The 25,161-nt window shown below is 71.6% G+C and carries 17 protein-coding genes; 15 read left to right on the top strand and 2 right to left on the bottom strand.

The features are described 5' to 3' along the window. Positions 1–10 precede the first annotated feature (10 nt). Genes IEY73_RS13075 through dpgC form a run of 3 tightly spaced genes read left to right on the top strand, consistent with a single transcriptional unit; the run spans position 11 to position 3,188 of the window. Entirely contained in the window at positions 11–1,279 is a 1,269-nt protein-coding gene (locus IEY73_RS13075) for a cytochrome P450 (RefSeq protein ID WP_189079451.1), read from the top strand. A 26-nt stretch (positions 1,280–1,305) separates the two neighbouring features. Continuing rightward, positions 1,306–1,872 carry an enoyl-CoA hydratase-related protein gene (locus tag IEY73_RS13070; protein ID WP_189079450.1) on the top strand — a complete coding sequence of 189 codons (567 nt, stop codon included), beginning with the start codon at positions 1,306–1,308 and terminating at the stop codon, positions 1,870–1,872. Further along, a complete protein-coding gene (dpgC, locus tag IEY73_RS13065; protein ID WP_189079449.1) occupies positions 1,869–3,188 on the top strand; it encodes a (3,5-dihydroxyphenyl)acetyl-CoA 1,2-dioxygenase DpgC in 1,320 nt (439 codons plus the stop codon). The genes IEY73_RS13070 and dpgC overlap by 4 nt, the downstream gene beginning before the upstream one ends. Here the strand turns inward: dpgC and IEY73_RS13060 are convergent. After that, the gene (locus IEY73_RS13060) at positions 3,181–5,592 is read right to left on the bottom strand and encodes an ATP-binding protein (protein ID WP_189079448.1); all 2,412 of its coding nucleotides are present in this window, start codon (positions 5,590–5,592) and stop codon (positions 3,181–3,183) included. The two genes, dpgC and IEY73_RS13060, sit on opposite strands and share 8 nt — an antisense overlap. Positions 5,593–5,923: 331 nt before the next feature. Between IEY73_RS13060 and IEY73_RS13055 the strand changes: the two genes are divergently transcribed. The 4 genes from IEY73_RS13055 to IEY73_RS13040 all read left to right on the top strand — a co-directional run bounded on the left by IEY73_RS13055 (position 5,924) and on the right by IEY73_RS13040 (position 11,744). After that, positions 5,924–6,970, top strand: a complete 1,047-nt coding sequence (locus tag IEY73_RS13055; protein WP_189079447.1) for a TauD/TfdA family dioxygenase — start codon at positions 5,924–5,926, stop codon at positions 6,968–6,970. A gap of 26 nt (positions 6,971–6,996) precedes the next feature. Further along, entirely contained in the window at positions 6,997–8,181 is a 1,185-nt protein-coding gene (locus IEY73_RS13050; protein ID WP_189079446.1) for a sulfatase, read from the top strand. Next, on the top strand, positions 8,178–9,155 hold the full coding sequence (locus IEY73_RS13045; RefSeq protein ID WP_229715798.1) for a dimethylarginine dimethylaminohydrolase family protein: 978 nt from the start codon (positions 8,178–8,180) through the stop codon (positions 9,153–9,155). Before IEY73_RS13050 ends, IEY73_RS13045 begins: the two co-directional genes overlap by 4 nt. A 321-nt stretch (positions 9,156–9,476) precedes the next feature. Continuing rightward, complete coding sequence (locus tag IEY73_RS13040) at positions 9,477–11,744, top strand: ATP-binding protein (RefSeq protein WP_189079444.1); 2,268 nt, start codon at positions 9,477–9,479, stop codon at positions 11,742–11,744. Here the strand turns inward: IEY73_RS13040 and IEY73_RS13035 are convergent. Beyond that, positions 11,720–16,087, bottom strand: a complete 4,368-nt coding sequence (locus IEY73_RS13035; RefSeq protein ID WP_189079443.1) for a non-ribosomal peptide synthetase — start codon at positions 16,085–16,087, stop codon at positions 11,720–11,722. The genes IEY73_RS13040 and IEY73_RS13035 overlap by 25 nt on opposite strands. Before the next feature lie 271 nt (positions 16,088–16,358). Between IEY73_RS13035 and IEY73_RS13030 the strand changes: the two genes are divergently transcribed. From IEY73_RS13030 to IEY73_RS12995, 8 genes are read left to right on the top strand one after another with little or no spacing between them, the layout of a single operon-like run. Further along, on the top strand, positions 16,359–16,763 hold the full coding sequence (locus IEY73_RS13030) for a DUF6027 family protein (RefSeq protein ID WP_189079541.1): 405 nt from the start codon (positions 16,359–16,361) through the stop codon (positions 16,761–16,763). A 20-nt stretch (positions 16,764–16,783) separates the two neighbouring features. Continuing rightward, positions 16,784–18,457 carry a B12-binding domain-containing radical SAM protein gene (locus IEY73_RS13025; RefSeq protein WP_189079442.1) on the top strand — a complete coding sequence of 558 codons (1,674 nt, stop codon included), beginning with the start codon at positions 16,784–16,786 and terminating at the stop codon, positions 18,455–18,457. A gap of 6 nt (positions 18,458–18,463) precedes the next feature. Continuing rightward, positions 18,464–19,549: a sulfotransferase family protein gene (locus IEY73_RS13020; protein WP_189079441.1), complete on the top strand. Its 1,086-nt coding sequence runs from the start codon at positions 18,464–18,466 to the stop codon at positions 19,547–19,549. Beyond that, positions 19,539–20,303, top strand: coding sequence for a class I SAM-dependent methyltransferase (locus IEY73_RS13015; RefSeq protein ID WP_189079440.1), 765 nt, complete (start codon positions 19,539–19,541; stop codon positions 20,301–20,303). The genes IEY73_RS13020 and IEY73_RS13015 overlap by 11 nt, the downstream gene beginning before the upstream one ends. After that, on the top strand, positions 20,300–20,734 hold the full coding sequence (locus IEY73_RS13010; protein WP_229715797.1) for a ferritin family protein: 435 nt from the start codon (positions 20,300–20,302) through the stop codon (positions 20,732–20,734). The genes IEY73_RS13015 and IEY73_RS13010 overlap by 4 nt, the downstream gene beginning before the upstream one ends. Beyond that, entirely contained in the window at positions 20,731–22,716 is a 1,986-nt protein-coding gene (locus IEY73_RS13005; RefSeq protein ID WP_189079439.1) for a methyltransferase domain-containing protein, read from the top strand. The genes IEY73_RS13010 and IEY73_RS13005 overlap by 4 nt, the downstream gene beginning before the upstream one ends. Next, complete coding sequence (locus tag IEY73_RS13000) at positions 22,683–24,050, top strand: sulfotransferase family protein (RefSeq protein ID WP_229715796.1); 1,368 nt, start codon at positions 22,683–22,685, stop codon at positions 24,048–24,050. Before IEY73_RS13005 ends, IEY73_RS13000 begins: the two co-directional genes overlap by 34 nt. 22 nt (positions 24,051–24,072) lie before the next feature. After that, complete coding sequence (locus IEY73_RS12995; RefSeq protein WP_189079438.1) at positions 24,073–25,146, top strand: class I SAM-dependent methyltransferase; 1,074 nt, start codon at positions 24,073–24,075, stop codon at positions 25,144–25,146. The last annotated feature ends 15 nt before the right edge of the window (positions 25,147–25,161 follow it).

The raw sequence follows: 25,161 nt of genomic DNA, 5'->3' as shown, positions 1-25,161 counted from the left end.
GGGAGTCACGGTGACATCTCCGACCGAGGAGGTTCCCCCGAGCGCGTTGCCGGTCAGGACACCCGGTTCGGAGGACCTTGCGCGCTACCCGTTCCGGTCACCGCCAGGCGATCCGTTCTGCCTCTTCGGCCCGGCGGACCGCGCAGCGCTCGCCGCGCCGGTGGTTCCCGCGCGGTTGCCCACCGGCAGACAGGTCTGGCTCTTCACCCGCTACCAGGACGCCAAGGAGATCCTGCGGTCCGACGCGTTCAGTTCGGACGTCTTCGCGCCCGGCTTCCCGCTCCCGATGGGACCGCCGCCGGACACGCCGGACTGGCGCCGCGGCGCGCTCGTCTGGATGGACGGCCGGCGGCATGCCGGCCAGCGCCGGCTGATCGCGGGCGAGTTCGTGATGAAGAGCGTCCGCCGCGTCGAGCACCTGATCGCCGGCACCGTGGACGAAGTCCTCGACGTGTTCGAGGCCGCCGGCCCGGACGCCGACCTCGTCCGTCACGTCTCCCTGCCGATGCCGTCGCTGACGCTCTGCGACGTGCTCGGCGTCCCCCGCGCGGATCGTGACTTCTTCCAGCGCCGCGGAGAGCAGATGCTCGGCTGGAGCACGCCGCCGGAGCGGGCGCTCGCCGCGCGTGCGGAACTCCGTGAACATCTGGGATCGCTGATCCGCGCCGAGAGCGCCGCGGCGACGCGCTCGGACACCATGCTGGGCCGGCTCGTCGCCGACCGGCTCGACACCGGGCAGGCGGACATCGAGGATCTGACCGGTCTGATCTTGCAGCTACAGGTCGCCGGCCACGAAACCACCGCCGACATGATCAGCCTGTCCACGCTCCTGCTGCTGCGGCACCCGGAGCACTTTGCGGCGTTGCGCACCGACCCCGCGTCCGTCGAACCGGTGCTGGAGGAACTGCTGAGGTACCTGACGGTCATCCGGCTCGGGACACCGCGGCTCGCCCTCCGCGACGTCGAGGTCGGCGGCCACCAGGTGCGGGCCGGTGACGGCGTCTTCGTGATGCTGGCCGTCGCCGACCGCGACCGGGCGGAGTTCGGCGCCGACGCCGAGATCTTCGACCCGGGTCGCCGGGCGCACGCGAACCTCGCCTTCGGATTCGGCCCGCATCAGTGCCTCGGACAGTCGCTCGCCCGGCTCCAGCTCCGGCTGCTGCTGGCCCGCGTGGCCCGGCGCTTCCCGCGTCTGAGCCTCGCCTCGGATGCACCGCCGACGGCGAACCGCCTGCCGACCATCGTGTACGGCCTGACTCGGCTGCCGGTGCGATGGTGACGCCCAGCGACGCGGGGAGGACACCGATGCCGCAGCACACGGTCGTCGCCACGCTCGACATGTCACAGCCACTCAACCCGGCCCTGGTGGCTGGCGTGGACGGTCTGCCGACACTGGTCGCCGCGCATCCGGGCGCTGCCCTGTCGGTGCGGCTCACCGGCGGCAGCGGACCGGTCCCGGACTGGCCCGGCCCGGTCAGCGTGCACGTTGTCAGCAAGTGGGAGAACGCGCTACGACGGCTGGCGGGCGTGGACGCGCCGACCGCGGCGCGGATCGAGGGTCGCTGCACCACCGCCGCGCTGGAGCTGCTGCTGACCGTGGACTGGCGTACGGCCGCGCCCGGCGCGGTGATCGGCTGGGGTGCGCCGCCGGGCGGCGGCTGGCCCGGCATGCTGCTGCACCGCCTGGTCCGCCAGGCCGGGCTCGCCCGAGCACGGCGGCTGACCCTGCTGCCGGGCGAGTTGTCCGCCGATGCCCTCCTGGCCGCCGGGATTCTGGACGTCGTCGGCGCGGACGACCCGGCGGTCCGTCCCGCTCAGCACGCGTCACGGCGCGCCCTGCCGGCGACGGGTCCGTTCACGGGCGCGGCGTGAGCACCCGCGCCCTCGCCCTGTCCGGCGACCTCACCGCCGACCGCAAGGCCGTCTGCGACCATCTCACCGGCGTCGACCAAGAACTGGCGGCCCTGCCTGCTCCGGCGGCACGCGACGACGCGCGGAGGCGTCACGCCCACGCGCTGCACGGCGCCGCACGCGACCTGCGCCACCGCTTCCTCGGGTGGCATGCGAACGCGGTGTACGACGAGGTGACCGCGAACCGGACGCGGGCGCTCCCCCTCGCCGATCTCGCCACCGCGGTCGCACAGGCCTTCCCCGGGCTCGCGCCCTCGGCCGCGCAGATGGCGGCGGAGTCCCGGCGCGCCCAGAGCGAACGCGAGGGGCGAGAGATCGACCAGGGCATTCTGTTCGGCGGCCTGCTGGCGGCGGACCGCGCCGGCCGTCATCTGACGGAGACCATGCTGCTCCCGACGACGCGGGCGCGCACCCTGCTCGACGAGTTCCGGCGCACCGGTGAGACGGTGCTGGAGGCCGCCGCCCTGCGGCGCGAGGGCAGCACGGGGCACCTCACCATCACGAATGCGCACTGTCTCAACGCCGAGGACAACCGCCACGTCGCCGACATGGAGACGCTCGTCGACCTCGTTCTGCTGGACCCCGCCGTCCACGTCGGTGTGCTGCGCGGCGGAGTGATGAACCACCCCCGCTATCGGGGCCGCCGGGTCTTCAGCGCGGGCATCAACCTGAAGGACCTGGCGGCCGGCCGCATCTCCTTCGTCGATTTTCTGCTGCGCCGGGAACTCGGATACCTGAGCAAGATGATGCGCGGGCTGCGCATGCCCGAGGCACCATGGCCGCACGGCACGGTGCACAAACCGTGGCTCGCGGCCGTCGACACCTTCGCCATCGGCGGCGGCGCGCAGATCCTGCTGACCTGCGACCGGGTCATCGCGGCGAGCGATGCCTATTTCAGCCTGCCCGCCGCCCGCGAGGGCATCGTCCCCGGTGTCGCCAATCTCCGCCTGACCCGGTTCCTCGGCGCCCGCGGGTCGCGGCGGGTGATTCTCGGCGGCCGGAAGATCCAGGCCACGGAGCCGGACTCCGGTCTCGTCTTCGACGACGTGGTGGAGCCGGCCCGGATGGACGCGGCGGTACGGGCCGCGGCGCGTGATCTGGACGATCCCGCCGTCGCGGCCAACCGGCGCATGCTGTGCCTCGCGGAGGAGTCCGGCGAGCAGTTCCGGCGCTACCTCGCGGAGTTCGCCGTCCAGCAGGCATTGCGGGCCTACAGTGACGACGTGCTGCGCAAGACCCGCCGGCAGACCGCCGGCGCGGCCGGCCGCGCTAGCTGATGGTCGCCGAGCTGCGGCGCGCCGCCCAAGCCGCCACATGGGCCCGCGAGCGCAGGCCCAGCAGCCTGCGGATGTTGCGAACATGGTTTTCCACGGTGCGCACCGACAGGTGCATCTGCTGGGCGATCTGCCGGTTCGGCAGCCCCCGCATCACCAGCGCGATGACGTCCCACTCGCGGGAGCTCAGCACGTCATCCCCTTCGTCGGGCGCCGCCTCCTGCCCCGGCTCCTCGTCGCGGCCGAGCGCGAGCATGGTGAGATCCCGCAGGCCGAGCCCGCCGGACCGGCGGATGTTCTCGGTGACGGCCGAGGGCAGCAGCCGGGTGGCGATGCTGCGCGCGTCGGCGATCTCGTCGCGCCACCCGGGAAACAGGCGAGGCGCCAGCAGCGGCCGGCCACCGATGGCCGTGAGGAGCTTGAAGGCGTGCTGGAACCGGTTGTCGCGATAGGCGCTCAGCGCCAGTCCGAGGACGCTGTCGCAGAGCCCGACCGCCGACTCCCCGGTCGTGATGGCGCTCCGGAACAGCCGGCTGGCGCGGGCGACGTCGTCGGTGGCGAGCGCGACCGCACCGGCGCTGTTGAAGATGGCGCGCACGTGCTCCGGCGACGCGCTCGTTCGCACCACCGGCAGCGTCTCCCGCAGAACCCGCACGGCATCGTCGTACCGGCCCTCGTGCAGCAGGTGCCGGCTGAGGTGCGCCCGGCACAGCGCCGCCAACGCCGACGAACCGTGTCGTTCGCTGAGGTCCGCGCAGGTGACCAGGGTGGACAGCGCGCTGGCCCGGTCGCCGTGCATCTCGTAACTGAGGCCCACCAGCAGCAGGACCCGCACGCGTTGCGCCTCGGCGTCGCCGTGCTGCGCCGCCCGCACGGCGTCGGGCGCGAGCTCGAGGGCAAGCTCCGCCTTGCCCAGCCAGCAGGCCAGCGCCACGGCGGCCTCGGCGGCCGCCGCCCGGTGCGGCGACTCGGTGCTCGCCTCGCGAAGGGACCGGTGAAGCGCCCGCAGCGCCCGGGGCGCGTCGCCGACATGCAGATCGATCATCGCCAGGAGCGCCGTGAGCGCCAGCGACCGTTCCTCGTCGTGGTCCGCCAGCCGGCGGAGCAGGCTCTCGATATTGTGCCGCTCCCCGCGCAGTTCGCGGACGGTCTCCCAGGCGCCGAGCGGGGCGCGCAGCAGTCGCGTGTGTTCTCGCAAGAACCAGTCCACGAGTCTGCGGACCACCACGGGTTCCTCGGCGGCCGACCGGAGCTCTTGCAGGCCGAAACCACGGATCGACTCCAGCATCCGGAACCGTGCCGGGCCCGAGGTGTCGAAGTCGAGGGTGACCAGCGACTTCTCCAGCAGGTTGTGAATCATCCGCATGGTGGTATCCGGCGATTCCCGACCGCCGTACGCCGCGACCGCCGCGGCACCGCTGAACGAACCGGAGAACACCGACAGCCTCCGGAACAGCGCCTGCTGGGCCGGCTGCAGCGTGTCGTAGCTCCAGCGCAGGCTGGCCGCCCAGCTCTGGTGCCGCGGCTGGGCGGTGCGCCAGCCGGTGCTGAGGATGTCGGGCTGCTCGCGCAGCAACTCCTTGATGTCGCGCACGGACAACGCCCGGATCAGTTGGGCGGCGAGTTCCAGAGCGAGCGGGATGCCGTCGAGCATGCGGCAGATGTCCGCGACGTCGCCGGCGTTGCAGTCGGTTAGCTGGAAGTCCGGCGAGACCGCGGCACACCGGTGCACGAACAGACGCACGGAGTCGGCACCGAGATACCAGCTCACCGCGTCCCCGGAACAGATGTCCGGCTGGGACAGTCCGTTGACGGAGTAGGCGGTCTCACCGGGCAGTCCCCAGGTCTCCCGGCTGGTCGTGATGAGGCGCAACGAGGGAAGGTCGTCGAGCAGGCTGGTGACCGCCGGGCGGAATGCCGGCAGCACCCGTTCGCAATTGTCCAGCAGCAGCAGTTGACCGCGCCGCTGCGACCCGGCCCGGGGTGCCGCGCCCAAGCCCTGGCGGACCGAGGCCCGCAGCATGGTCACGGCCCGGGCGGTCGTGCATCCGTCCGGGACCGAGCTCAGGTCCATGATCACCGATTCGCGGTGGCTGAGGTTCTGCTCCTTGGCGATGACCTCGGCGGCGAGCCGGGACTTGCCGACGCCGGGTGGTCCGACGAGGGTCAACATGCGGGTCCCGGCGCGGTGGGCGGCCAGTTCCGACAGCTCCCGGGTGCGGCCGACGAAGCTGGTCAGATAGATGACCCGGGTCGTCGGGTGCGACGGCCCGTTCTTGACGCGGTCACGGTAGGCACGCTGCCGGCATGCGCTGGAGCAGTACCGGGTTGCCGCGGCATTCCGGCTCGCTGTTCGCTGGGCCGACAACAACGTACCGCAGGACGCACAGAAAGCCTGATCTGCCACGGACAGACTCCACCTGAACTAGGCCGGAATCATTCCACACGCCGTCAATTCCCGGCACATGGGCTGACTCGATCAATCATGCATATCCCCCACGAACATGACAAGCGGTGAGTCGGCGGCCAGCACCGCCCCGAAGCGGAGAAACCACAGCTCACCAAGGGCAACACGGAAAGACGGTGATGAATCCGCATTCTGCCGTGAGGAGGCATCGCACGTATCCTTCAATCGCGGGGGCCGCATTCGTGATAACCGCCGTTACGGGGTGACCTCCGGGCGTAACTGTGGTCGTCGTTGTTGTCCGGCATCGCGGCGGTCCCGCACTCTGCGGCTTATGACAGCAGCCCGGACCGCGTCCCTCGCGCGGCTCGCGCCGGTGACCGACGCGGACGTCGTGTCGCTCACCGCGGCGGACGCCGGACGGCTTCGCGACCTCGCGACCGGCCTGGCCCGGGACTGGGCGGCCACGCTGGCCGCGGCCGGCGGCGATCGCCGTTTCGACGACCCGGCGTTCCTGGACGCGATCGCCGTGGCGGCCCCCGCGATGCCCTCCGTCCTGACCACCCGCCTGTTGCGATTCCGGCGCGACGCGAGCACCTCGGGAATTCTGCTGGTGCGCGGGCTTCCCGTGGACGACCCCCTGCCGCACACCCCGCCGCAGGGCGCTCACCAGGGGCCGTGGCGGGAACTGTTCGTCACCTCCGCCGTCCAGCTCGCGGTGATGAGCATGCTCGGTGACGTGATCTCCTACGCCGACGAGAAGCGCGGCCGTCTGATCCAAGACGTCTGCCCCGTCGCCGGCGCCGAGCAGCGGCAGGAGAACAGCGGCAGCTCCCTGCTCGAGTTGCACACCGAGGACGGATTCCACCCGCACCGACCGGACTTCCTGAGCCTCTACTGCCTCCGCGCCGACCCCGCCGGGCAGGCTTTCACCATCTTCACCAGTGCCCGGCGTGTGCTGCCCGCCCTGCCGGAACGGCACCGGGAGGCGTTGCGGCGGCCATGCTTCCGGGTGCGCTTGTCGTCCTCGTTCGCCGCCGGCGACGCACCGCGGTACTCGTTGCCCATGCCCGTGCTCAGCGGGCCCGACGAGGATCCCGATTGGTGCCTGGACCTGCACGGGATGCAGGCGCTGGATCGCGCCGGAGAGCAGGCCCTGGACGCTCTCGTCGAGCTCACTCTGAGTGATCTGTGCGGCGCCGACCTGCACCCGGGGGACTTGCTGATCATCGACAACCGCCTGGCTGCGCACGGCCGCACGGCGTACCGGCCGGCGCATGACGGCACGGACCGGTGGCTGCGCCGCTGCTACTCCATCGTGGACCTGCGGCGCTCGCGGTGCGCACGATTCCGCGACTCCCGCGTGCACAAACCCTTGTGAGTCAACCACGATGTGACGGAGGTTCCGTGAGCCGGCCGAACATTCTCTTCATCTCGCTCGATACCGTGCGGGCCGACGTGGCGTACTCGGGACGTTTCCCCACCATCGAGCGGATCCGCCAGGGCGGCACGACGTTCCTGGAAACGATCTCCTCGTGCCCGCTGACGCCGGTGAGCCACGCCACGGTCTTCACCGGTCTGCAACCGCCCCGGCACGGCATCCGGCATCTGATGCGGGAACAGCTACGCACCGACGTTCCCACCCTCGCCGAACGGCTCCGGGACGCCGGTTACGCGACCGGCGCGGTGGTGTCGTGCCCGGGGCTCAACAAGTGGTACGGCATCGACCGCGGATTCGACTTCTACGACGACGAGATCCCCCTGCTGCCCGACGGCCGGGATCCGCTGACCGTGAACGACGTCAAAATGCGGGGTCTGGCCCTCAAGCGGGCGCCGCTGGTGGCCGAGCGGGCTCTACGCTGGGCGGCGGAGCAGACCGGACCGTTCTTCCTGTTCGCTCACTTCTTCGATGCGCACTGGCCCTACGAGCCGCCGGAGGACGTCGGCGTGCCGGTCGGCAACCCGTACGAAGGGGAGATCGCCTACAGCGACCACTATCTGGGAACTCTTCTCGACGGGCTGGAGCGGCTCGGACACGATCCCGCGACGACGTTGACGGTCTGCTTCTCCGACCACGGCGAAGACCTCGGTGGCGCCTATCCCAACGACCACGCCGGTGAGCGCGGGCACCCGTACGAGGAGGGACACGGGTGCCTGCTGTTCGACGCCACACAGCGGGTCCCACTGATGATCAGCGGTCCCGGCGTGCCGCGCGGCGTCGAGCACACCGAGCAGGTCCGCCTCGTCGACATCATGCCGACAACCCTGGACCTGCTGGGCGCCGACGCCCCCGCGTCGGACGGGGAGAGCCTGGGGCCGATGCTGCGGACCGGAACGGGCTCGGACCGCGCCGCCTATTGCGAGACCTACTTCCCCGAGGAGAAGCGGGCCGCAGGCGGGTTCCCCGATCTGCTCGCGCTGGCGGCGGTCCGCGTCGCTGACAAGACCGGGCGGCGAAAACTGATCTGGCGTCCGGCGTCCACCGAGGTCGACGTCTACAACCTCGTCACGGATCCCCTCGAGGTCGCCCCGGAACGTCTGGTGACGCCGCCGGGCCGGCTCGGCGACGCGGCTCCCCCGCCCCAGACGTGACCGCCAGGCCGGATCCGGGCGTGCCGGCGGCGTACCACGGTCCGGGATGGTCGGTGCGCACGCGCACGCATCAGGACGATGTCGCGCACGGAGAGGTCTGGGCGCGCACCGGCGCCGATTCGGAGTGGGCGCCGCTGCGGCGCGTCATGCTCACCCTGCCGGACCCGCGGTGGTCGCCGCCCGCCGACTGGAACGCGATCCAGTACCTGGCTCCGGTGGCCTTCGGCGACCTGCATCGCGAGCTGAGCGCGTACGCCGACCTGCTCGCCGGCTGCGGCGTGCAGATCGACGTCCAGCAGGCGCCGGCGGACGGACCGCACTACAACGCCGTCTTCGCGCGCGACCAGTTTCTGGCCACCTATGCGGGCGCCGTCGTCGCCCGGATGGCGAGCACGTGCCGCCGCGGCGAGGAACGCCTGATCAGCGCACGGCTGACCGCGCAGGGGCACCCGGTGCTCCGAACGATCAGCGGCGGCTGCTTCGAGGCGGCGGACGCCCTGTGGGTCAGGCCCGGCCGCTTGCTGATCGGGCAGGGCCGGCGCACCGACGCCGAGGGTGCGCGCCAGGTCGCCGCGGTCGCCCGCGATCTGGGCGCCGAGGCCACCGTGGTCCCGGTTCCCTCCGCGGTGCAGCACCTGCTCGGCATCGTGCAGGTGGTCGGCCCGGACCTCGCCCTGCTCCGCAAGCAGCACGATCCCAGCGGCCGGATCGAGGCGGCGCTGACCGCGTCGGCGATCCGGGTCGTCGAGGTGCCCGAGCATCCCGAAATCGTCTGCGGACAGGCGATGAACCTGGTCACGCTCGACGCCCGGACGGTGGTCATCCCGCGGGACCGTCCCGCCATGTCGCAACTGCTGGCCGCGGCGGGTATCGAGGTGCACGCCACGGTGCCGGCCGAATCTCTGATCAGGTGCGGTGGCGGCCTGGCGTGCGCCACCGGGATCCTGCTGCGCGACCGGGCGGGCGCGGGATGAGCACGCCCCGTCATGACGGCCATGTCGTTGCCGTCGCGGCGACACGCGTGAATGCGCAGCCATCGCCGGGCTTCTGTGCATAGAAGAGCGCGCGGTACCCGGAAAATGGTAAGGAAATCCTGACAGCGAGCAAGCCAGCCAACGTTTCGGCAGGTCCAGGACCCGCCCACACTCATTTTCCCTAACGCCAGAAAGAAACTCACCAGAATTTCAAAACCGTCCACTCAGGAACTTGATCTCACTTTATTACCTCGCAACAATGGCCTTCGCACCCACCGGTGCAGCGCGCGAGTCGCTCCCATTCTCCCTGTGAGGTGCGTGATGATCGACGAAGGCCGGTCCCCGGACACTGCATCGGCGACGGACATGCCGGTCGGGCGTGCCGACGACGTCGCGGAGCTGCGCCGCAGGCTCCGCGGCATGCGGCTGGTCACGATCACCGGATCTCCCGGCGCCGGCAAGTCGCGTCTGGCGACCGCCGTCGCCACGCTCGAATCCGCCGGCGGCAGCCGCCCCGCCACAACGGTGGACCTGGCCGCCATCGCCGCCGAACGGATGGACGCCGCAGCTCTGACCGCGGTATTCGCCGACGTCGAGGCCGCGATCGCCGCGGACACCGCCGCCGCCGCCCGCGACGCACGCGACCGGATCCTCCTGCTGGACAATTGTGACCGGGTGCTGGCCGCCGGCGGCCCCCTCCTGCTCGGTCTGCTGGGCCGCCTTCCGTCACTGCGGGTGCTCACCACCAGCCGCGAGCCGTGGCGCCTACCCGGTGAGGTCGTCTACCGCATTGCGGGATTGACCACCTCGCCCGCGGCGCGCCATGATGCCGCGCGTCTGTTCGCCGAGCACTGCGCCGCGGCGTCGCGGGGCATCGAGCCGGGCCCGGACGCCGCCGGGGACGTGGCGTGGATCTGCGACCGCCTCGACGGTCTGCCGCTGCTGCTGGCGCTGGCCGGGCGGCTGGCGGCGACCCACACGGTCGGCCAGATCCGCGCGGAGCTGGGCAAGGGCTTCGACATCCTCGACACCGGGCCCGGCATGGGCACGGATCACCGCCACCGCGGCTGGTCCGCAGCCGTCGACTGGAGCTACGCATCGCTGTCCGTGGCGGAACAGGCCCTGCTGCGCAGGCTTTCCGTACTCCCGAAGAACTTCAGCCGTGACAGCGCCGCGATGGTGGGCGCCGACGAGCACGCCCCCGCCGCTGCGGTGCCGGCACGGCTGGTGAGTCTGGAGGCGAAGTCGCTGATCAACGCCGAGGTGCGCACCGAAGCGGCGTCGGCGCGGTTCTCCATGCCCACAGCCATCCAGCACTTCGCGCATCGCATGCTGCGGCACGCAGCGGAACTCGACGAGGTCATGAACCGGCTTGCGGACAACCTGATGGCCTGGACCGGACGGCACGGCCCGCACCACGTCATCGGCATCGGCGACCGGCGGCGGTTGTCGGTCGAACGGGACACCATCCGCAAGGTGCTGACCTGGCTGCCCGCCGGGGACGGTCGGGGGCTCTTCCTGGCCGCCGTGCTCGCCGTCGCCGGGACGACCGCCGAGCAGCGGCGAGCAGACCGCGTCGAGGTGCTGCGGGTGATCGACGCCGCGCACCCCACCACCGCGCACCGCGCCGTGGCCGTGGCCGGCGCGTTGTCGCTGAGCTGTTGGTACGGCTCGCGGCAACGGGCACTGGAGCTGGCGCATGAAGCGGTGAGCCTGATCCGGCGCACCGACCCCGAGTCGCACCTCGCCCAGGCCCTGCTCAACGCCGCCCTGGCTCGCGAACGGTACGGCTGGGTCGACGCCGGCCGCGCCGACGCTCAGGCCGCCCTGGAGATCGGCCGGCGCCTCGGATCCGAGCCGATCGTCGCGCTCGCCTCCGCTCACCTGGCCCGGCACCTGCTGCGCGAGGGCGGCGTGGCCGCGGCCGACGCGGCGATGTCGGCGGCCCTGCCGGAGGCCCGTGCCATCGCCTCCCCGGAGCATCTGGGCCTCATCCTCAACACCGCCGGGGCCGTCGCGCTGGCCGAGGGCGACCCCGGCAGCGCCGAACAGCGGTTCTCCGAGCGGCTCGGCTTCGCCTTCAGCAACCCGGTCGGCGCGCACGACAGCGTCATCGGGCTCGCCCTCGCCGCGTACCGCACCGGCGACCTCGAACGGTTCCTGCAACTGACTGCCCTCGCCGAGGACGACGAACTCGCCGCGACCAGACTCGGTCTCTTCCCGCACTGGACCGCCGAACTCGCGCAGGCACACGACGACGTGGCGCGCGAGATGCCCGCGGGCCGGGCAAGCGCCGCCACGCGCTTCGGCCAGGGCCTCGGCCTGCACCGCAGCGTCACGCTGGCGCTCGGCGAGGACGCCGCCGGCGCCTGGGCTGCGCCCGGCGCCGAATCGCTCAGCCCCCGCGAGTGGGAAGTCATCCAGTGGGTGATGCGGGGCCTGGGGAACCAGCAGATCGCCCAGCGGATGAATCTGTCGGTACGGACCGTGGAGAGCCACATCCGCAACATCCGGACCGTGGTCGGGCTGCGGTCTCGCGCGCACATGGCGGCGTGGGCCGCTCGTCACAGCTCCGTTCCGCTGGTGTGATCGGCCAGGGCGCGCAACTCGGCGCCCACCTGCTCGGCGAACATCGCCATGTCGGCGGCTCGGATGCTGTCGAGAGAGTAGTGACACGACAAGCGAAAATGTGATCCGAGGTCATGCACGCGCAGGACGATGTGCCGGTTCACGCGAGCGTCCCGGTGCCGGGACACGGGCGCGATCTCCGCGTCGCCCAGGCGTGGCAGCCGCGTGGAAGCCTCCACAAAATCCATCGAGAACCACGGGTTCCGCTCCTGGGGAAGCCCGGCCAGGTGCAGGTATTCGTAGAGGGTCAGCTCCTGCGACCGGGCCGCCTCCAGCACGGCGTCGCGCACCCGGTCGAGGCACTCACCCCGGGAGGGCCGGCCGGAGAAGTCCACCGTGACCGTCCGGGCGCTGCTCAGGAAGCCGATCAGCCCGGCCAGTTCGGCGCGCTCGCGACCCGACGAGCTCGTCGAGATGCTGATCCGGTCGGTCCCGGCGTGCCGTCGCAACGCCACCAGGTACGCGCACAGCACCAGCACGTTCGCGGAGACCTTGCGCGCCTGCTGCACCGCACGCAGGGTCGCGGTCAGCCGTTCGTCCACCTCGACGGTGATCACGTCACCGCGCATGGCGCTGCCCCGCGGACGATCCGGAGGCGGCGTGACGAAGTCGACGTCGAGCGGTTCGGCCCGGGACAGATGGTCGCGCCAGTAGCGGTGCTGCGGCGAGCCCCGGTCGGCGTACTCCTCCCGCTGCCACTGGGCGTAGTCCACCATCCGGATCGGACCCGACACGAGATCGTCGGGCCGGGCGGCGATCCGGGCCGCATACGCGTGGGCGAGGTCGCGCACGAAGATGTCCAGGGAGGCGCCGTCCATCACGGCGTGGTGGAACACCAGACTCAGCACATGCCGTTGCGGGCCGAGCCGGGCCACGGCGAACCGGGACAGCGCATCACCGGTGTCGAACGGACGCTCGACGTGGTCGAGCCAGCGATCCACCGTGGACCCGTCCTCGGCGAGCCGGGTGACCGGCAGGGCGAACCGGGCATGTCCGGTCAGGGCCTGCCGCGGCTGGCCGTCGTCGCCGGGCACCACGACGGTTCGCAGGCCGTCGTGCACCTCGATCATGCGCCGCAGCGCCCGCTCCAACCCCGCGACGTCCACCGGCCCGGTCAGGCCGAGGTGGTAGGCGAGCACGTTGATGTGCCGCTGGCGCGGATCCTCCTGCTCATTGCGGAAGAGCTTCTCCTGCAACACCGTGAGCGGATAGTCGGCGCGTTCGCGGCGCACGACCAGCCGGCGGGTCGTGCCCGCACGAGCGAGCGCCACCTGCGCCAGCGCGGCCACCGTCGGCGCGACGTACACGTCCCGCACATCCACCTCGACGCCCCGCCTGCGCAACCGTTCGGTGAGACGCATCACGAGCACGGAATGGCCGCCCAGGTCGAAGAAGCTGTCCCGGACGCCCACCGACGCCACGCCGAGCACGTTGGCGAAGACGTCGCGGATCAGCGTCTGCGCCGGCGTCGAGGGTTCCCCGCCATCCGGAGCACGGGCGGTGAGCGCGGGAGCCGGCAACGCCGCGCGGTCGACCTTGCCGTGCGCCGTGACCGGCAACGCGTCGAGCACCACGACCGCCGACGGCACCATGTAGTCGGCGAGCCGGTCACCGGCGAAGCTCCGCAGACCGGCCTCCGTCACCCCGTCACCGGTGACGTAGGCGACCAGGCGCTTGTCCCCCGGGTTGTCCTCGCGGGCGAGAACCACCGCCGCCGTCACCGCGGGATGCGCGGTCAGTGCGACCTCGACCTCGGTGGGCTCCACCCGGAAACCGCGGATCTTGACTTGATCGTCGGCCCGCCCGGCGAACTCCAGCAGACCGTCGTCCGTCCACCGGGCGAGGTCTCCGGTGCGATACATGCGGCTTCCGGCCGGGCCGTGCGGATCCGCCACGAACCGCTCCACCGTGCGCGCCGCCAGGCCGGCGTATCCACGGGCGAGTCCCGCTCCGGCCAGGTACACCTCGCCGGTGACGCCGGCGGGCGCCGGCCGCAGGCGCGCGTCCAGCACGTACACCCGGGTGTTGTCGAGCGGACGACCGACCGGCATCGCCGCCGGCACCTCGGAGGCGTCCGTGACGGCGACCTGGGTGGCGCACATCGTCACCTCGGTCGGCCCGTACGTGTTGCGCACCACGATGCCCGGCACCGCGCGTAGGATCCGGCGCACCGCGGCGGCGGAGACGACGTCACCGCCGGTGCTCACCTCGCGCAGCCCGGCGAACGCCTCCGGATCCTCGTCCGCCACCGCGTTGAACACCGCGGCGGTGAGATGGACGTGGGTCAGGTTCCTCGCGCGTACGGTGGCCCGCAGCACCGCGGCGTCGAACGGTCCCTCCGGAACGAGAGCGATCTCGCCGCCGTGCAGCAGGGGAACCCAGATCTCATAGGTCGAGGCGTCGAACGAGTGCGGCGCCCGCGCCATGCCGCGGATGGGGTCCGGCGAATGCCAGCACCGGTCGGTCACCAGGTCCACCACACCCCGATGGGTGATCACGACACCCTTGGGCTCCCCGGTGGAACCGGAGGTGAACATGACGTACGCCACGTTGCCCGGCCGGGCGCGCGCAGGCATCGGGCTCGCGTCCCCGCCCACGTCGCCGGACACCTCGATCACGTCGAACGGGTCCGCTGCCAGCGGCTGCCGCGCCCACCACCGGTCCACCACCAGAAGGCGGACGCCGCAGGCACGCAGCGCCGACCGGGCGCGTGTCTCCGGCGCCCGCGCGTCCACCGGCGCGTACGCACCCCCCGCTTTCGCGATCGCCAGCAGGGTGACCACCAGGTCCGCGGCGCGGAGCATCGCCACTCCGACCGCTTCGTCCACCCGCACCCCGCGACGGCACAGCAGCCGGGCAAGCCGGTTCGACCGCTCGTCCAGGGTGCGGAACGACATCGTCGCGTCGCCGTCGCGCACCGCCACCGCGTCCGGCGTCCGGGCCGCCTGCACGGCGAACATCTCCGGCACCGTCGTCGCGGGCACCGGCCGCGCCGCGCCGATCCCCGCACGCAGCAGCCGCCGGTGCTGCTGCTGCGCGCCGGGCAGCGCCGCGGCGAACCGGGACGCCGGGATGCCGGCGTCACCCGCGACCGTTTCCAGCAACGCGGTGAGACGGTCGGCGATGTCCCGAACGGCGCCGCGGTCGAGGACGGCCCCTTGCGAGAACACCGTGCCGCGCCACTGCTCGTCCACGGCGATCTCCAGATCGGCGCCGACCGCCCGGCCGGGCGGATCGGCCTCCTCGGCGAGCACCCCCGGCAGCTCGGGCACCGGAACCGGTTCACCGGGCATCGACACCAGCACCGGCACGGCGCCGGACCGGCCGGCGGGCACGTCCCGGTGCTCCCATGCCGACAGGGCGGTCTCCCGGACCCGGCCGAGCACCTCCGCGAAGGACGGATCGCCCGACAGGTCGACGCGCAGGACGAGGGTGACCGCGAACAGCCCGATCAGGTCGTCCAGATCTTCCTCCGCCCGGCCGGCGCTCACCACGCCGACGGGGACGTCGGCGCCGGCGCCGAGGCCGGACAGCACGAGCGCGACGGCCGCCTGCAGCACCATGAACGGGGTCACGCCATGCTCGCGGGCCAGATCCGCGAGCCCCGCCCGCGCCGCGGCGTCCACCGCGAACGGCGCCCCGGAACCCGCCGCCGACGGTGCCCCGGCGCCCCGGCCGTGCCCGGCCGGGCGCGGCCGGTCGACGGACGGCGTCCGCTTCGTGGGCAGGCCGGCGAGGGCCCGCCGCCAGTAGGCGAGCTGGCGAGCGGCGCCACTGCCCGGGTCGTCGGGTTCGCCGAGGGTTTCACGCTGCCACAGCGCGAAGTCGGCGTACTGCACGGGCAGCGGCTTCCAGTCCGGCCGTTCGCCGCGCACCCGGGCCTGGTACGCCGACGACAGGTCGCGCCACCAGATCCGCACCGACCAGGCGTCCGCGACCAGGCGGTGAAACACCGTTGTCAGCAGCCATGCGGACGGCCCGGTCTCGGTCAGCCGCACGCGCAGCACCACGCCCGCCCGGGGATCGACCGCCGGGGGCGCCGGGTCCCCGGCGGAGCTCGGCGCGCGCTCGAAGACGTCCGTCACCCGCTCCGTCGGCACCGGCTCGTGGTACAGGCGCGACCCCTCCACCACCCACCGCGTACGCAGGATCTCGTGCCGGCCGACCACGTCCCGCACCGCGGCGCGCAGCGCGCCCACGTCCAGCTCGCCGCGCAGACAGACCGCCGCGGACAGTGTCGCCGATCCGGCATCCTCCGGGCTCGTGAACCACCACCCCTGCTGGGCGTACGAGGCAGGAACCACGCAGAGATCTCCTCAGCCGTGACGGACGTGGCGGCGGGACGGCAAGTCCCGCGGTGACCGTGCGGCAGCACCGACGGCGGCGGCATCGGCGGAAGCCCTAGTTACACAACCCCTCGTCACCCGCGCTGTCTCGCGGACGGTCGGGCCGGGCATCAGGACGATCTGTCATGGAGGGGCCCGGCCGGACCGCCCTAACGTTGCCTTGAGGCGAACGGGATGCACGCCTTCGACGTGAACGAGCACCGCGAGGTAGCCGAGGAATCTCATCGTGATGGTGTCGCAGGACGAGCACGCCGGCCAGGACCACGAACCGACGGTGACCCTGACGCGGTGGCACGCGCAGTGGACCGACGACGACCCGCATGCCAACTTCAAGGCCGAAGTCCGCGACTACGGATTGCTGGACCCGCTCACGACGCTCCGCGGCATGTCGGCGAACCTCGGCATCCCCGTGGGGGCGCTGGCCCGGTATGTCATCGCCAAGTGGGCCACCGGCGGCAGCGGCGGTCTGCTGGAGCTGGGACCCGTCATGACCCGGCGGCTCTGGGAGCCGATCGCCAGGGCTGAGGCGGACGGCACGGACGCCGCCCGGCTCGCCGCCTACGACCAGCTACGTCAGATGATCGCGTGGCTCAACATCCCCCTCAACGATCCGACTGTCTACCCCGCGCAGTGAAGCCGCAAGATCGGAGAGACATGCCGCGCCAGCTTTCGCTCGCTCTCGAGCTGTACACGGACTCGGACCAGCCGGTCGACCACCGCTTCATGACGCAGATGCGGGAGCAGGACCTGACGCCCGTGCCGACGGACCCTTCGAAGCCCCGCTTCACGCTCGTGGTGGGACCGTCACCGTTCACCATGATGCGCGGCTGGGAGTTCTTCCTGACTTCGCCGTACGAGGGAGCGTCGTACATCTCCACCGTGCTGCACAACGCGGGCTACCCGGTCCGGATCGTCGACGTGCGCTACTCCGCCGACCCGGTGCGGGACGCCTACCGGCAGATCATGGCGGGCACCGACGTGCTGGGCGTGTGCACCTTCGAGGACAACTTCCCGTTCTGCCGGGAGCTGATGGATCTGGTCAAGGGCGCACGCCCGGACATCCCGATCATCTGTGGCGGCTCGCTGGTCACTTCGGTGCCGCACGTGTTCATGGAGTCCACCGCGTGCGACATCGCGGTGATCAGCGAAGGCGAGATCACCATCCTGGAGCTGATGGAGAGTTGCACCGCGGGACGGTGGGACAAGGATCTGCCCACGATCCGCGGCATCTGCTACCGCGGCGCGGACGGTGCCACCCGTCGCACCCGTCCCCGCGGCCAGATGATGGACCTCGACTCGCTGCCACGGATGCGGCTCGACCTGTGGCCGCAGTCGCAGAGTCCGATGGGCCTGCAGCCGCAGATCATCTCGTCCTACAGCCGCGGCTGCAAGATGGACTGCTCCTTCTGTTACCGGACGACGCCGCAGGTGCGTGCCAAGAGCCCGGAGAAGATGGCCCGCGACCTCGACTGGCTCAAGACCCGGTACAACATCGACTTCTGCTTCTTCGTCGATCTCACCTTCAGCTCGCACCGACGCCAGACCCTTGAGATGTGCGACGTGATCAAGGATTTCGACCTGCGCTGGACCTGCCTGACCCGATGCGCCGACATGGACAAGCCGCGCATCGACGCGATGCGCGGGGCGGGGGCGGACATCATCCTGTACGGGGTGGAGTCGCTCGGCTCGGAGGTGCTGCGCGAGGCGCGCAAGGGCAACTCGGAGAACCTGACCGTCCGCGCGATGCGCACCACGTTCGACGGCGGCGTGCGGTTCGGCTCCCTGCTGATCGTCGGGCTGCCGAACGAAAGTGAGGAGTCCCTCGGCCACATGGTGGAGTTCGCCGAGAAGTATCACCACGTCACCCGCGTGAAGTACCTGTCCGCGATGCCCGGCACCACGGTGTACCGGCAGGCGATCGACGGCGGCCTGATGCGCAGCGAGGTCGACCACCTCAACTGGCTGTCGATCGAGCAGGCGCTGCACGAGGACGAGTTCCTCAACGTCAGCGGGCTGCCGGAGGCGGCGTGCCGCGACGCCTACCGCCGCATTTACGACGCGTACTCCCCCGGCCCGGTGATGGATTTCCAGCACTTCCCGGAGACCTTCCAGTATTTCTACCCCCAGCCCGACGACGGGCTGGCCCGGTCGGTCGACTACGCCGGCCCGGGGTGGCGGTCGTCGTTCAGCTCCGCGGGACCGCGGCTCGTGCCCGGGTCCGAACGATTCACCCTCGACAAGATCGCAAGCCCCGAGGTGGCGTCCGCGGGTAGCAGCCTCGAGACGTGTGGCGCGAAGAGGCTGGCACCGCTGGCGCCCGTCGTGTGAGCCACGATGCCCGTCGACCACCAGGGTGCGGGCCGTGCCTCGACGGTCCGCGCGGGCAGCCCGGTGCTCATCATCGGCACCGAGCGTTCCGGTTCCAACCTGCTCCGGCTGATTCTCAATCGGCACCCGGACATCGCGATTCCGCACCCGCCGCATTTCATGCGGTACCTGGCGCCGCTCGCCGGGTCGTACGGTGACCTGAGCCTGGAACGCAACCGGCGCGCTCTCGTGTGCGACGCGAACCTGTTGCTGCGCCGGCACATCCATTCCTGGCCCGAGCCCGTCCGCGTCGCCGACGTGCTCGCGGACGCCGCGCCGTCCGTGTTCGGTGTGGTAGCGGCGTTCTACGAGCGATACCGCCGGGCCGCCGGGAAGAGCCGGTGGGGATGCAAGAGCACCTTCATGGTCGGATACGTCGAAGACGTGCTCGACCTCTACCCCGACGCCCGGTTCCTCTGGCTCGTACGCGACCCGCGCGACGTGGCCGTTTCCGCCCGGCAGTCGGTGTTCGGGCCCTTCCACCCCTACCTCACCGGCCGGCTGTGGGCCGGTCAGCAGCAGATGGGCCGGGCCGCACTGGAGCGATGGGGCACGGAGACGGTCCGGCTGGTGCGATACGAGGAGCTGGTCGCCCGGCCGGAAACCGTGCTGCGTTCGGTCTGTGCCTTCCTCGGCATCGCCTGGGAGCCGCACATGCTGCGCCACCAGGAGTCCGCCGAGGCGCGCCTGACCGCGAGCCTGTCGCAGTCGTGGGCCGGCACCGATGCGGCGATCAACGCGGACAGCGTCGGCCGCCATCGCACCGAACTGTCGGCTCGTGACCGCCGGCTCGTCGAGTCGGCGGCCGGGGAGGCGATGCTCCGGCTGGGATACGTGCCGGCTGCCCCCGGGCCGCCGGTGGCGGTCCCGTCCCGGCTGCGCATCCGCATCGAGGACCTGGCCCAGCACCTGAGGGTCGAAGCCCGGTCCCTGCTGCACGACCGCAACGGCGCCCGGCGTCTGCGGCGCGACGCCACGGTGCGGTGGCTCCGCGTCAAGGCCGTCGCCCGCACCGTCATCAGCCGCGTCAGGAAGGACGAGCATGCCCGTTGATCACCAGGACGTCGTCGCTCACTTCACGTCCCGCGCGCCCACGTACGACACCTCGAGCTCGTGGTGCACGGACGAGGCGCTCGGCGCGCTGGTTCTCACCCTGGTGCCGCCGGAGCCGACGGACCGGGTGCTGGATGTCGCGTGCGGCACCGGCCTCGTCTCCCGGCTCTTTCACGGCCGGGTCGCACGCGTCGTCGGCGTCGACATCACCACGGACATGGCGGCGCAGGCCCAGACGTTCCTCGACGAGCTGGTGATCGCGCCCGCCGAGAACATGCCGTTCCCGTCGGACAGCTTCGACACCGTGGTGTGCCGCCAGGGCGTGCAGTTCATGACCTTGCCGGATGCTGTGCGGGAAATGGTGCGGGTGACCCGTCCCGGCGGTCGCGTGGTGCTGGTCCACCTGTGCGCGTACGGCGACGCGGACAGCGCCGAATACTTCGAGGTGCTGCGCCTGCGCAACCCGGTGCGCCGGAGTTTCTTCCGCCCCGGCGATCTCGGCGACCTGTTGCGGTCGGCCGGCTGCGCCGAGGTCCGCACCGAACGGTACGTCTCGGCGGAGGACGTGGACGTGTGGTCGGACAACGGCGCGATCGACGAGGCCGACCGCGAAGCCATCCGGGAGGTGTACCGGCGGGGTTCGCCCGAGTTCCTGCGCCTGCACGCCGTGCGGCAGGACAACGGCCGGATCATCGACAACATGCTGTTCGTCGTGGCGGTGGGCCGCAAGCCGATCGCGGGCGGTCCGCGATGACCGAGCTGAACGGCGAGATGCTCGCGGAGCTGCGCGCGGCGTTCCTGACCGAATCGATGAACGTTCAGCGGTACGCGCACTTCGCGGAGGTGGCCGGCATCGAGGGTCACCTCGCGCTGGCGGAGTTGTTCCAGAAGCTGTGCGCCACCACCGCCTGCGTCGCCCGCGGGCATCTGGATCTGCTGCAGGAGGTGGTGGATCCGGCGACCGACCTGCCGATGGGCGGCACCGGATCGAACGCGGCGTGCGCCCTCGCGGGTGAGCTCGACGAGACGACCCGTCTGTATCCGCGGCTCGCCACCGCGGCGCACGACACCGGCCTCGCCGACGTCGCGAGCTGGTTCGAGACGCTCGTCGCCCTGAAGAAGGCGCACACGGCCCGGCTGGAGCAGGCCCTGGCAACCGTCACCCCCGAGGGCGAGGCACCATGATCACCCCCGACGCCGGCGCGGCGCCGGCAGCCACCGCGACCCGCTATGACGCGTCGTCGATCGTCGTGCTCTCCGACCTGGAGGCGGTACGCCGCAACCCCGGCATGTACGTCGGCTCCTCCGGCGGCGAGGGTGTGCACCACCTCGCCTTCGAATTGCTCGACAACGCCGTCGACGAGTTCGCCGCGGGGCATGGCACCGCCGTCGAGGTGGTCCTGCACGCCGACGGCGCCCTGTCGGTGCGCGACGACGGCCGCGGCATCCCGGTCGATCCGCATCCGGCGACCGGCGGGCCGACGGCCGAGGTGCTGCTGACGACCCTGCACTCGGGCGGGAAGTTCAACGGCGACGTCTACCGGACGTCGGCCGGCTTGCACGGCGTGGGTCTGGCCGCGGTCAATGCCCTGTCCGCCTGGTTGCGTCTTGACGTGTGGCGCGACGGCGGGCACTTCCACCAGTCGTTCCGGCAGGGCGTCGCCGACGGGCCGGCGCAGCAGGCCGCCGCCGGGCCGGACCACGGCACTCGGATCACCTTCCTGCCGGACTTCACCGTCATGGCGGCCACACCGTTCGCCCCGGACGTGCTGCTGCCCCGGCTCGAAGAGATCGCGTTCCTGAACCCCGGACTCACCGTCACCTTCCGGGACGACCGCGACGGACGCACCGAGACCCTGCGCGGCTCCGGCGGCGTGCGGGCACTGCTCATGCACCGGTACGCCGCCGCGACCACGGTCCACGCCGAGCCGGTCGAGATCGCCCGCGAGGACGGCGACCTGCTGCTGACGGCCGCGGTGCGCTGGACCGAGGCCTACACCGAAGGAATCTCCGCGTTTGTCAACACCATCCGCACCGCGGCGGGCGGCGCCCACGTCGACGGGCTCCGCACGGGTCTGGTCGCGGCCGTCAACCAGCACATCGCCCGGCACGGCCTGACCGATCGGGCGACCGCGGACCGGATCACCGCGATGGACGTCCTCGAAGGGCTCACCGCCGCGGTGGCGATCCGGATGGAGCGTCCCGAGTTCGACGGGCAGACCAAACAGCGCTTGCAGAGCGAGCGGGTGAACCGGTTCGTCGCGGAGGCGGTCGAGCAGGCCACGCTGCGCCGCTTCGCCGACGACCCGGAGCTCGCCCGTGCCGTCGTGAACCGGATCCTGGACAGCACCCGGGCGAGGTCCGCCGCTCGCCTCGCCGGGCGCACCGCGCGATTCCAGCGCCGCGCCGTGGACATCGACTACTCGGTGTACCAGCGCCAGTTCGGCATCCGGTCCCAGAACTGGCACGACTCCTGCTCCTGGCTCACCGATGCGGAACTGCTGGGGCGGCACGCCGCGCTGTGCGAGGTGCCGGCCGGCGCCCGGATGCTCGACGTGTGCTGCGGCAGCGGGGTGGTCGGCGACGCCTTTCGCGGCAAGGTCGGCGAGATGATCGGTCTCGACATCACGCCGGAGATGGTGCGGCTCGCCTCGCAGCGTCTGGACCGGGTCTACCAGGGAACCGTCTACGACCTGCCGTTCGACGACGCCAGCTTCGACCTGGTGGTGAACCGCGAGGTGTTGCATCTGCTGCCGCAACCGGAACGTCCGCTCGCTGAGATCTACCGTGTGCTGCGGCCCGGCGGCCAGTTCATCGTCGGTCAGATCATGCCGTACGGCGACGAGGATGCCTTCTGGATGTTCCGCATCTTCAAGAAGAAGCAGCCGTTGCTCGCGCAGATGTTCCGCGAGGAGGACTTCCGGCGGCTGCTGCTCGGTGCGGGGTTCACCGGCCTGCGGACCGACGAGTACTTCCTGTGGGAGTCGATCGACCGCTGGATCGACACCCATGAGACCACCCCGACCCATCGGCGGCAGATCTACCGCCTCTTCTACGACGCGCCGGCGCAGGTACGCGCGGTGCATCCGTTCGAAGTGGCCGCCGACGGCTCCGTTCGAGACAGGTGGCGCTGGTGCGTCTACTCCCTTCGCAAGCCGCTCGCCTGACCGGCGGGGCGCCGCCGGACCCCCTCGGCGCGCGCCTCGCCCTGCTGCGCGGCTTGCGCGGCCCGTACGTCAGCGACTTCACCCGGCGGGTGCGCCGGCTCGTCGTCGTGGCCTCCAGCTCGCGGGGCGGGTCGAGCATGGTGACGGAGCTGCTGCGGCACTGCGACGCGCTGCTGCACCTGCGCGGCGAGTTCAACCCGTTCCTGCGCCTGGCGGGGCTCGGCTTCCCGGACAGCGGAACCGGCTCGGACGAACTCACCGCGGAGCACGTCCACGCCCTCGGCGAGGACGGCCGACGGGTGCTCGACGCGGAGCTCGCGCTGGACGCCGGCCGGCCCGCCGGGGCCATCGCCGACGACGACGAGTTCGCGCTGGACGCCGCATGGCGTTTCGGGATCCAGTGGCCCGAGCGGCACATCGAGACCCCACGGTGGATGGCCACGGCGCACGACACTCTGCACCGGCTGCGCCGGACTCCCGGCTCACCCCGGACCGCCCTTCCCGAGCCGATCGGTTTTCTCGCGGCGATGCTGCGCATCTGGGGACGGCCCGTCGATCCCTGGTACTACGACCTGCCACGGCACACGCTGCCGGATCTGACCGGATGCCGCCCCCCGGCCGGTCCGCCCGGAACCCGCGTCGTCGAGGAGCCGCCGTTCGTCCTCCCGCAGGCGTGGCGGCGTGCCCGCGAGGAAGACATCCGCACGAAGGCTCTGGTCGTCAAGACGCCCAGCAACGCGTACCGGATGGACTTTCTGCGCGCGCTCTTCCCGCAGGCCCGGATCATGGTGCTGCATCTGACTCGCAACCCCGCCGCGGCGATCAACGGGCTCTACGACGGCTGGCGGCATCACGGGTTCCATGCCCATGAGATGCCGGTCCCGATGAGCATCCGCGGCTACAGCGACGACCGCCCGCTCGACCGGTGCTGGTGGAAGTTCGATCTGCCGCCCGGCTGGCAGGACATGCGGGACCGCTCGCTGATGGAGGTCTGCGCGTTCCAGTGGCGCACCAGCCACCAGAGCGTGCTCGCCCACCGGGAGCGCCTTGCCGACGAGGACTACCTGCGGGTCCGGTTCGAGGATCTGACCGGAGACCCGCGGATGCGGGTCGCGCAGGTTCTCCGCATCACGCGGTGGCTCGCCGTCAGGCCCGGCGACGCCTTGTTGCACGCCGCGCACACCGGAATCCCGCCGGTCGTGGCGACCGCACCGCCGGCTCCGGCGCGGTGGCGCGCGCGGGCACAAGCCATCCGTGCGGCCGTCGACGCGGTGGACGGAACGCGGGAGCTGGCCGCGAACCTCGGATACCGCACGGAGCGGCGATGGACCTGAGCGATGAGGAAAGGCGAGGAGCATGACCACTACGCCCAGCGACACCCAGAGCCTCGCGTGGCACGACACCGAGCCACCGGCGGCATGGCAGGGCCTGGCGACCACACCCTTGGACGCCGACACCGTGTTCAACGGCTTTGTCGGCGCGCACGTCGTCTTCGCGCTGGATCGGCTCGGATTGTTCCGGATGCTCGCCGCCACCGGCGCCACGACGGCCGGGCAGTTCACCGCGCCCCTGCCGGGCGACCCGGCGGTGGCGCTGCGGCTGGTGCGCCTGGCCGCCGAGATGGGCCACCTGTCGCTGGACGGCGCGAACATCACCGTCACACCCGCGGGCCGCGAGATCATGGACAAGCGCGGGTTCTTCACCTGGGCCGTCGGCGGGTACGGCTCGGTCTTCTCCGCCGCCGGCGCGCTGGCGGACGGCTCCGTCGCCTACGGGCACGATGTGCACCGCGACGAGGCGATGGCGGCGCTGGGATCGGCGCAGTGCGACGAGTTCATCTTCGCGGACATTCTCGATGCGGTGCTGGCCGACCTGCGCTTCGACTCCCTGGTGGACCTGGGGTGTGGCACCGCGGCACGCCTGTGCCGGATCCTGTCCCAGCGAGCCGGCGTCACCGGCCTGGGCATCGACATCAGCGAACCGGCGACGGAGCTGGCACGGCGGAGCATCCACCAGGCCGGGCTGGACGATCGGTTGCAGGTGTTCCGCGCCGACGCCTTGGACGTGATCCTGCGCAAGGAGCTGCGCGAACAGACCGCGCAGGCCGACACCGTCCTCAGCTTCTTCCTCCTGCACGACCTGCTGGCGCCGCCGGAGACCCGGCACATCGTCCTCACCGCGATGCGCGCCGCCTTCCCCGCGGCGCACACCTTCGTGCTGGCCGACACGATGGCCCGGCCGCGCCGCGACAACCCAACCACCCTGCCGGTCTTCTCCGCCGGCTTCGAGCTCGCCCACGCGCTCATGGGCGTGCCGGTGCACCCCAAGGAGACGTACGACGAGCTGTTCGCCGAGGCGGGTCTGCGCACGCAGCGGGTGGTGCCGTTCGGGGCACCCCACTCGTACCTCTACGTGTTGTCGGTGGACTGATTCAGCCGCGGAGCC

The sequence above is a fragment of the Mangrovihabitans endophyticus genome, from assembly GCF_014646155.1.
Classification (GTDB): domain Bacteria; phylum Actinomycetota; class Actinomycetes; order Mycobacteriales; family Micromonosporaceae; genus Actinoplanes; species Actinoplanes endophyticus.
Note: the sequence above shows the minus strand (reverse complement) of the source record. Positions and strands in the feature narration are given on the sequence as shown.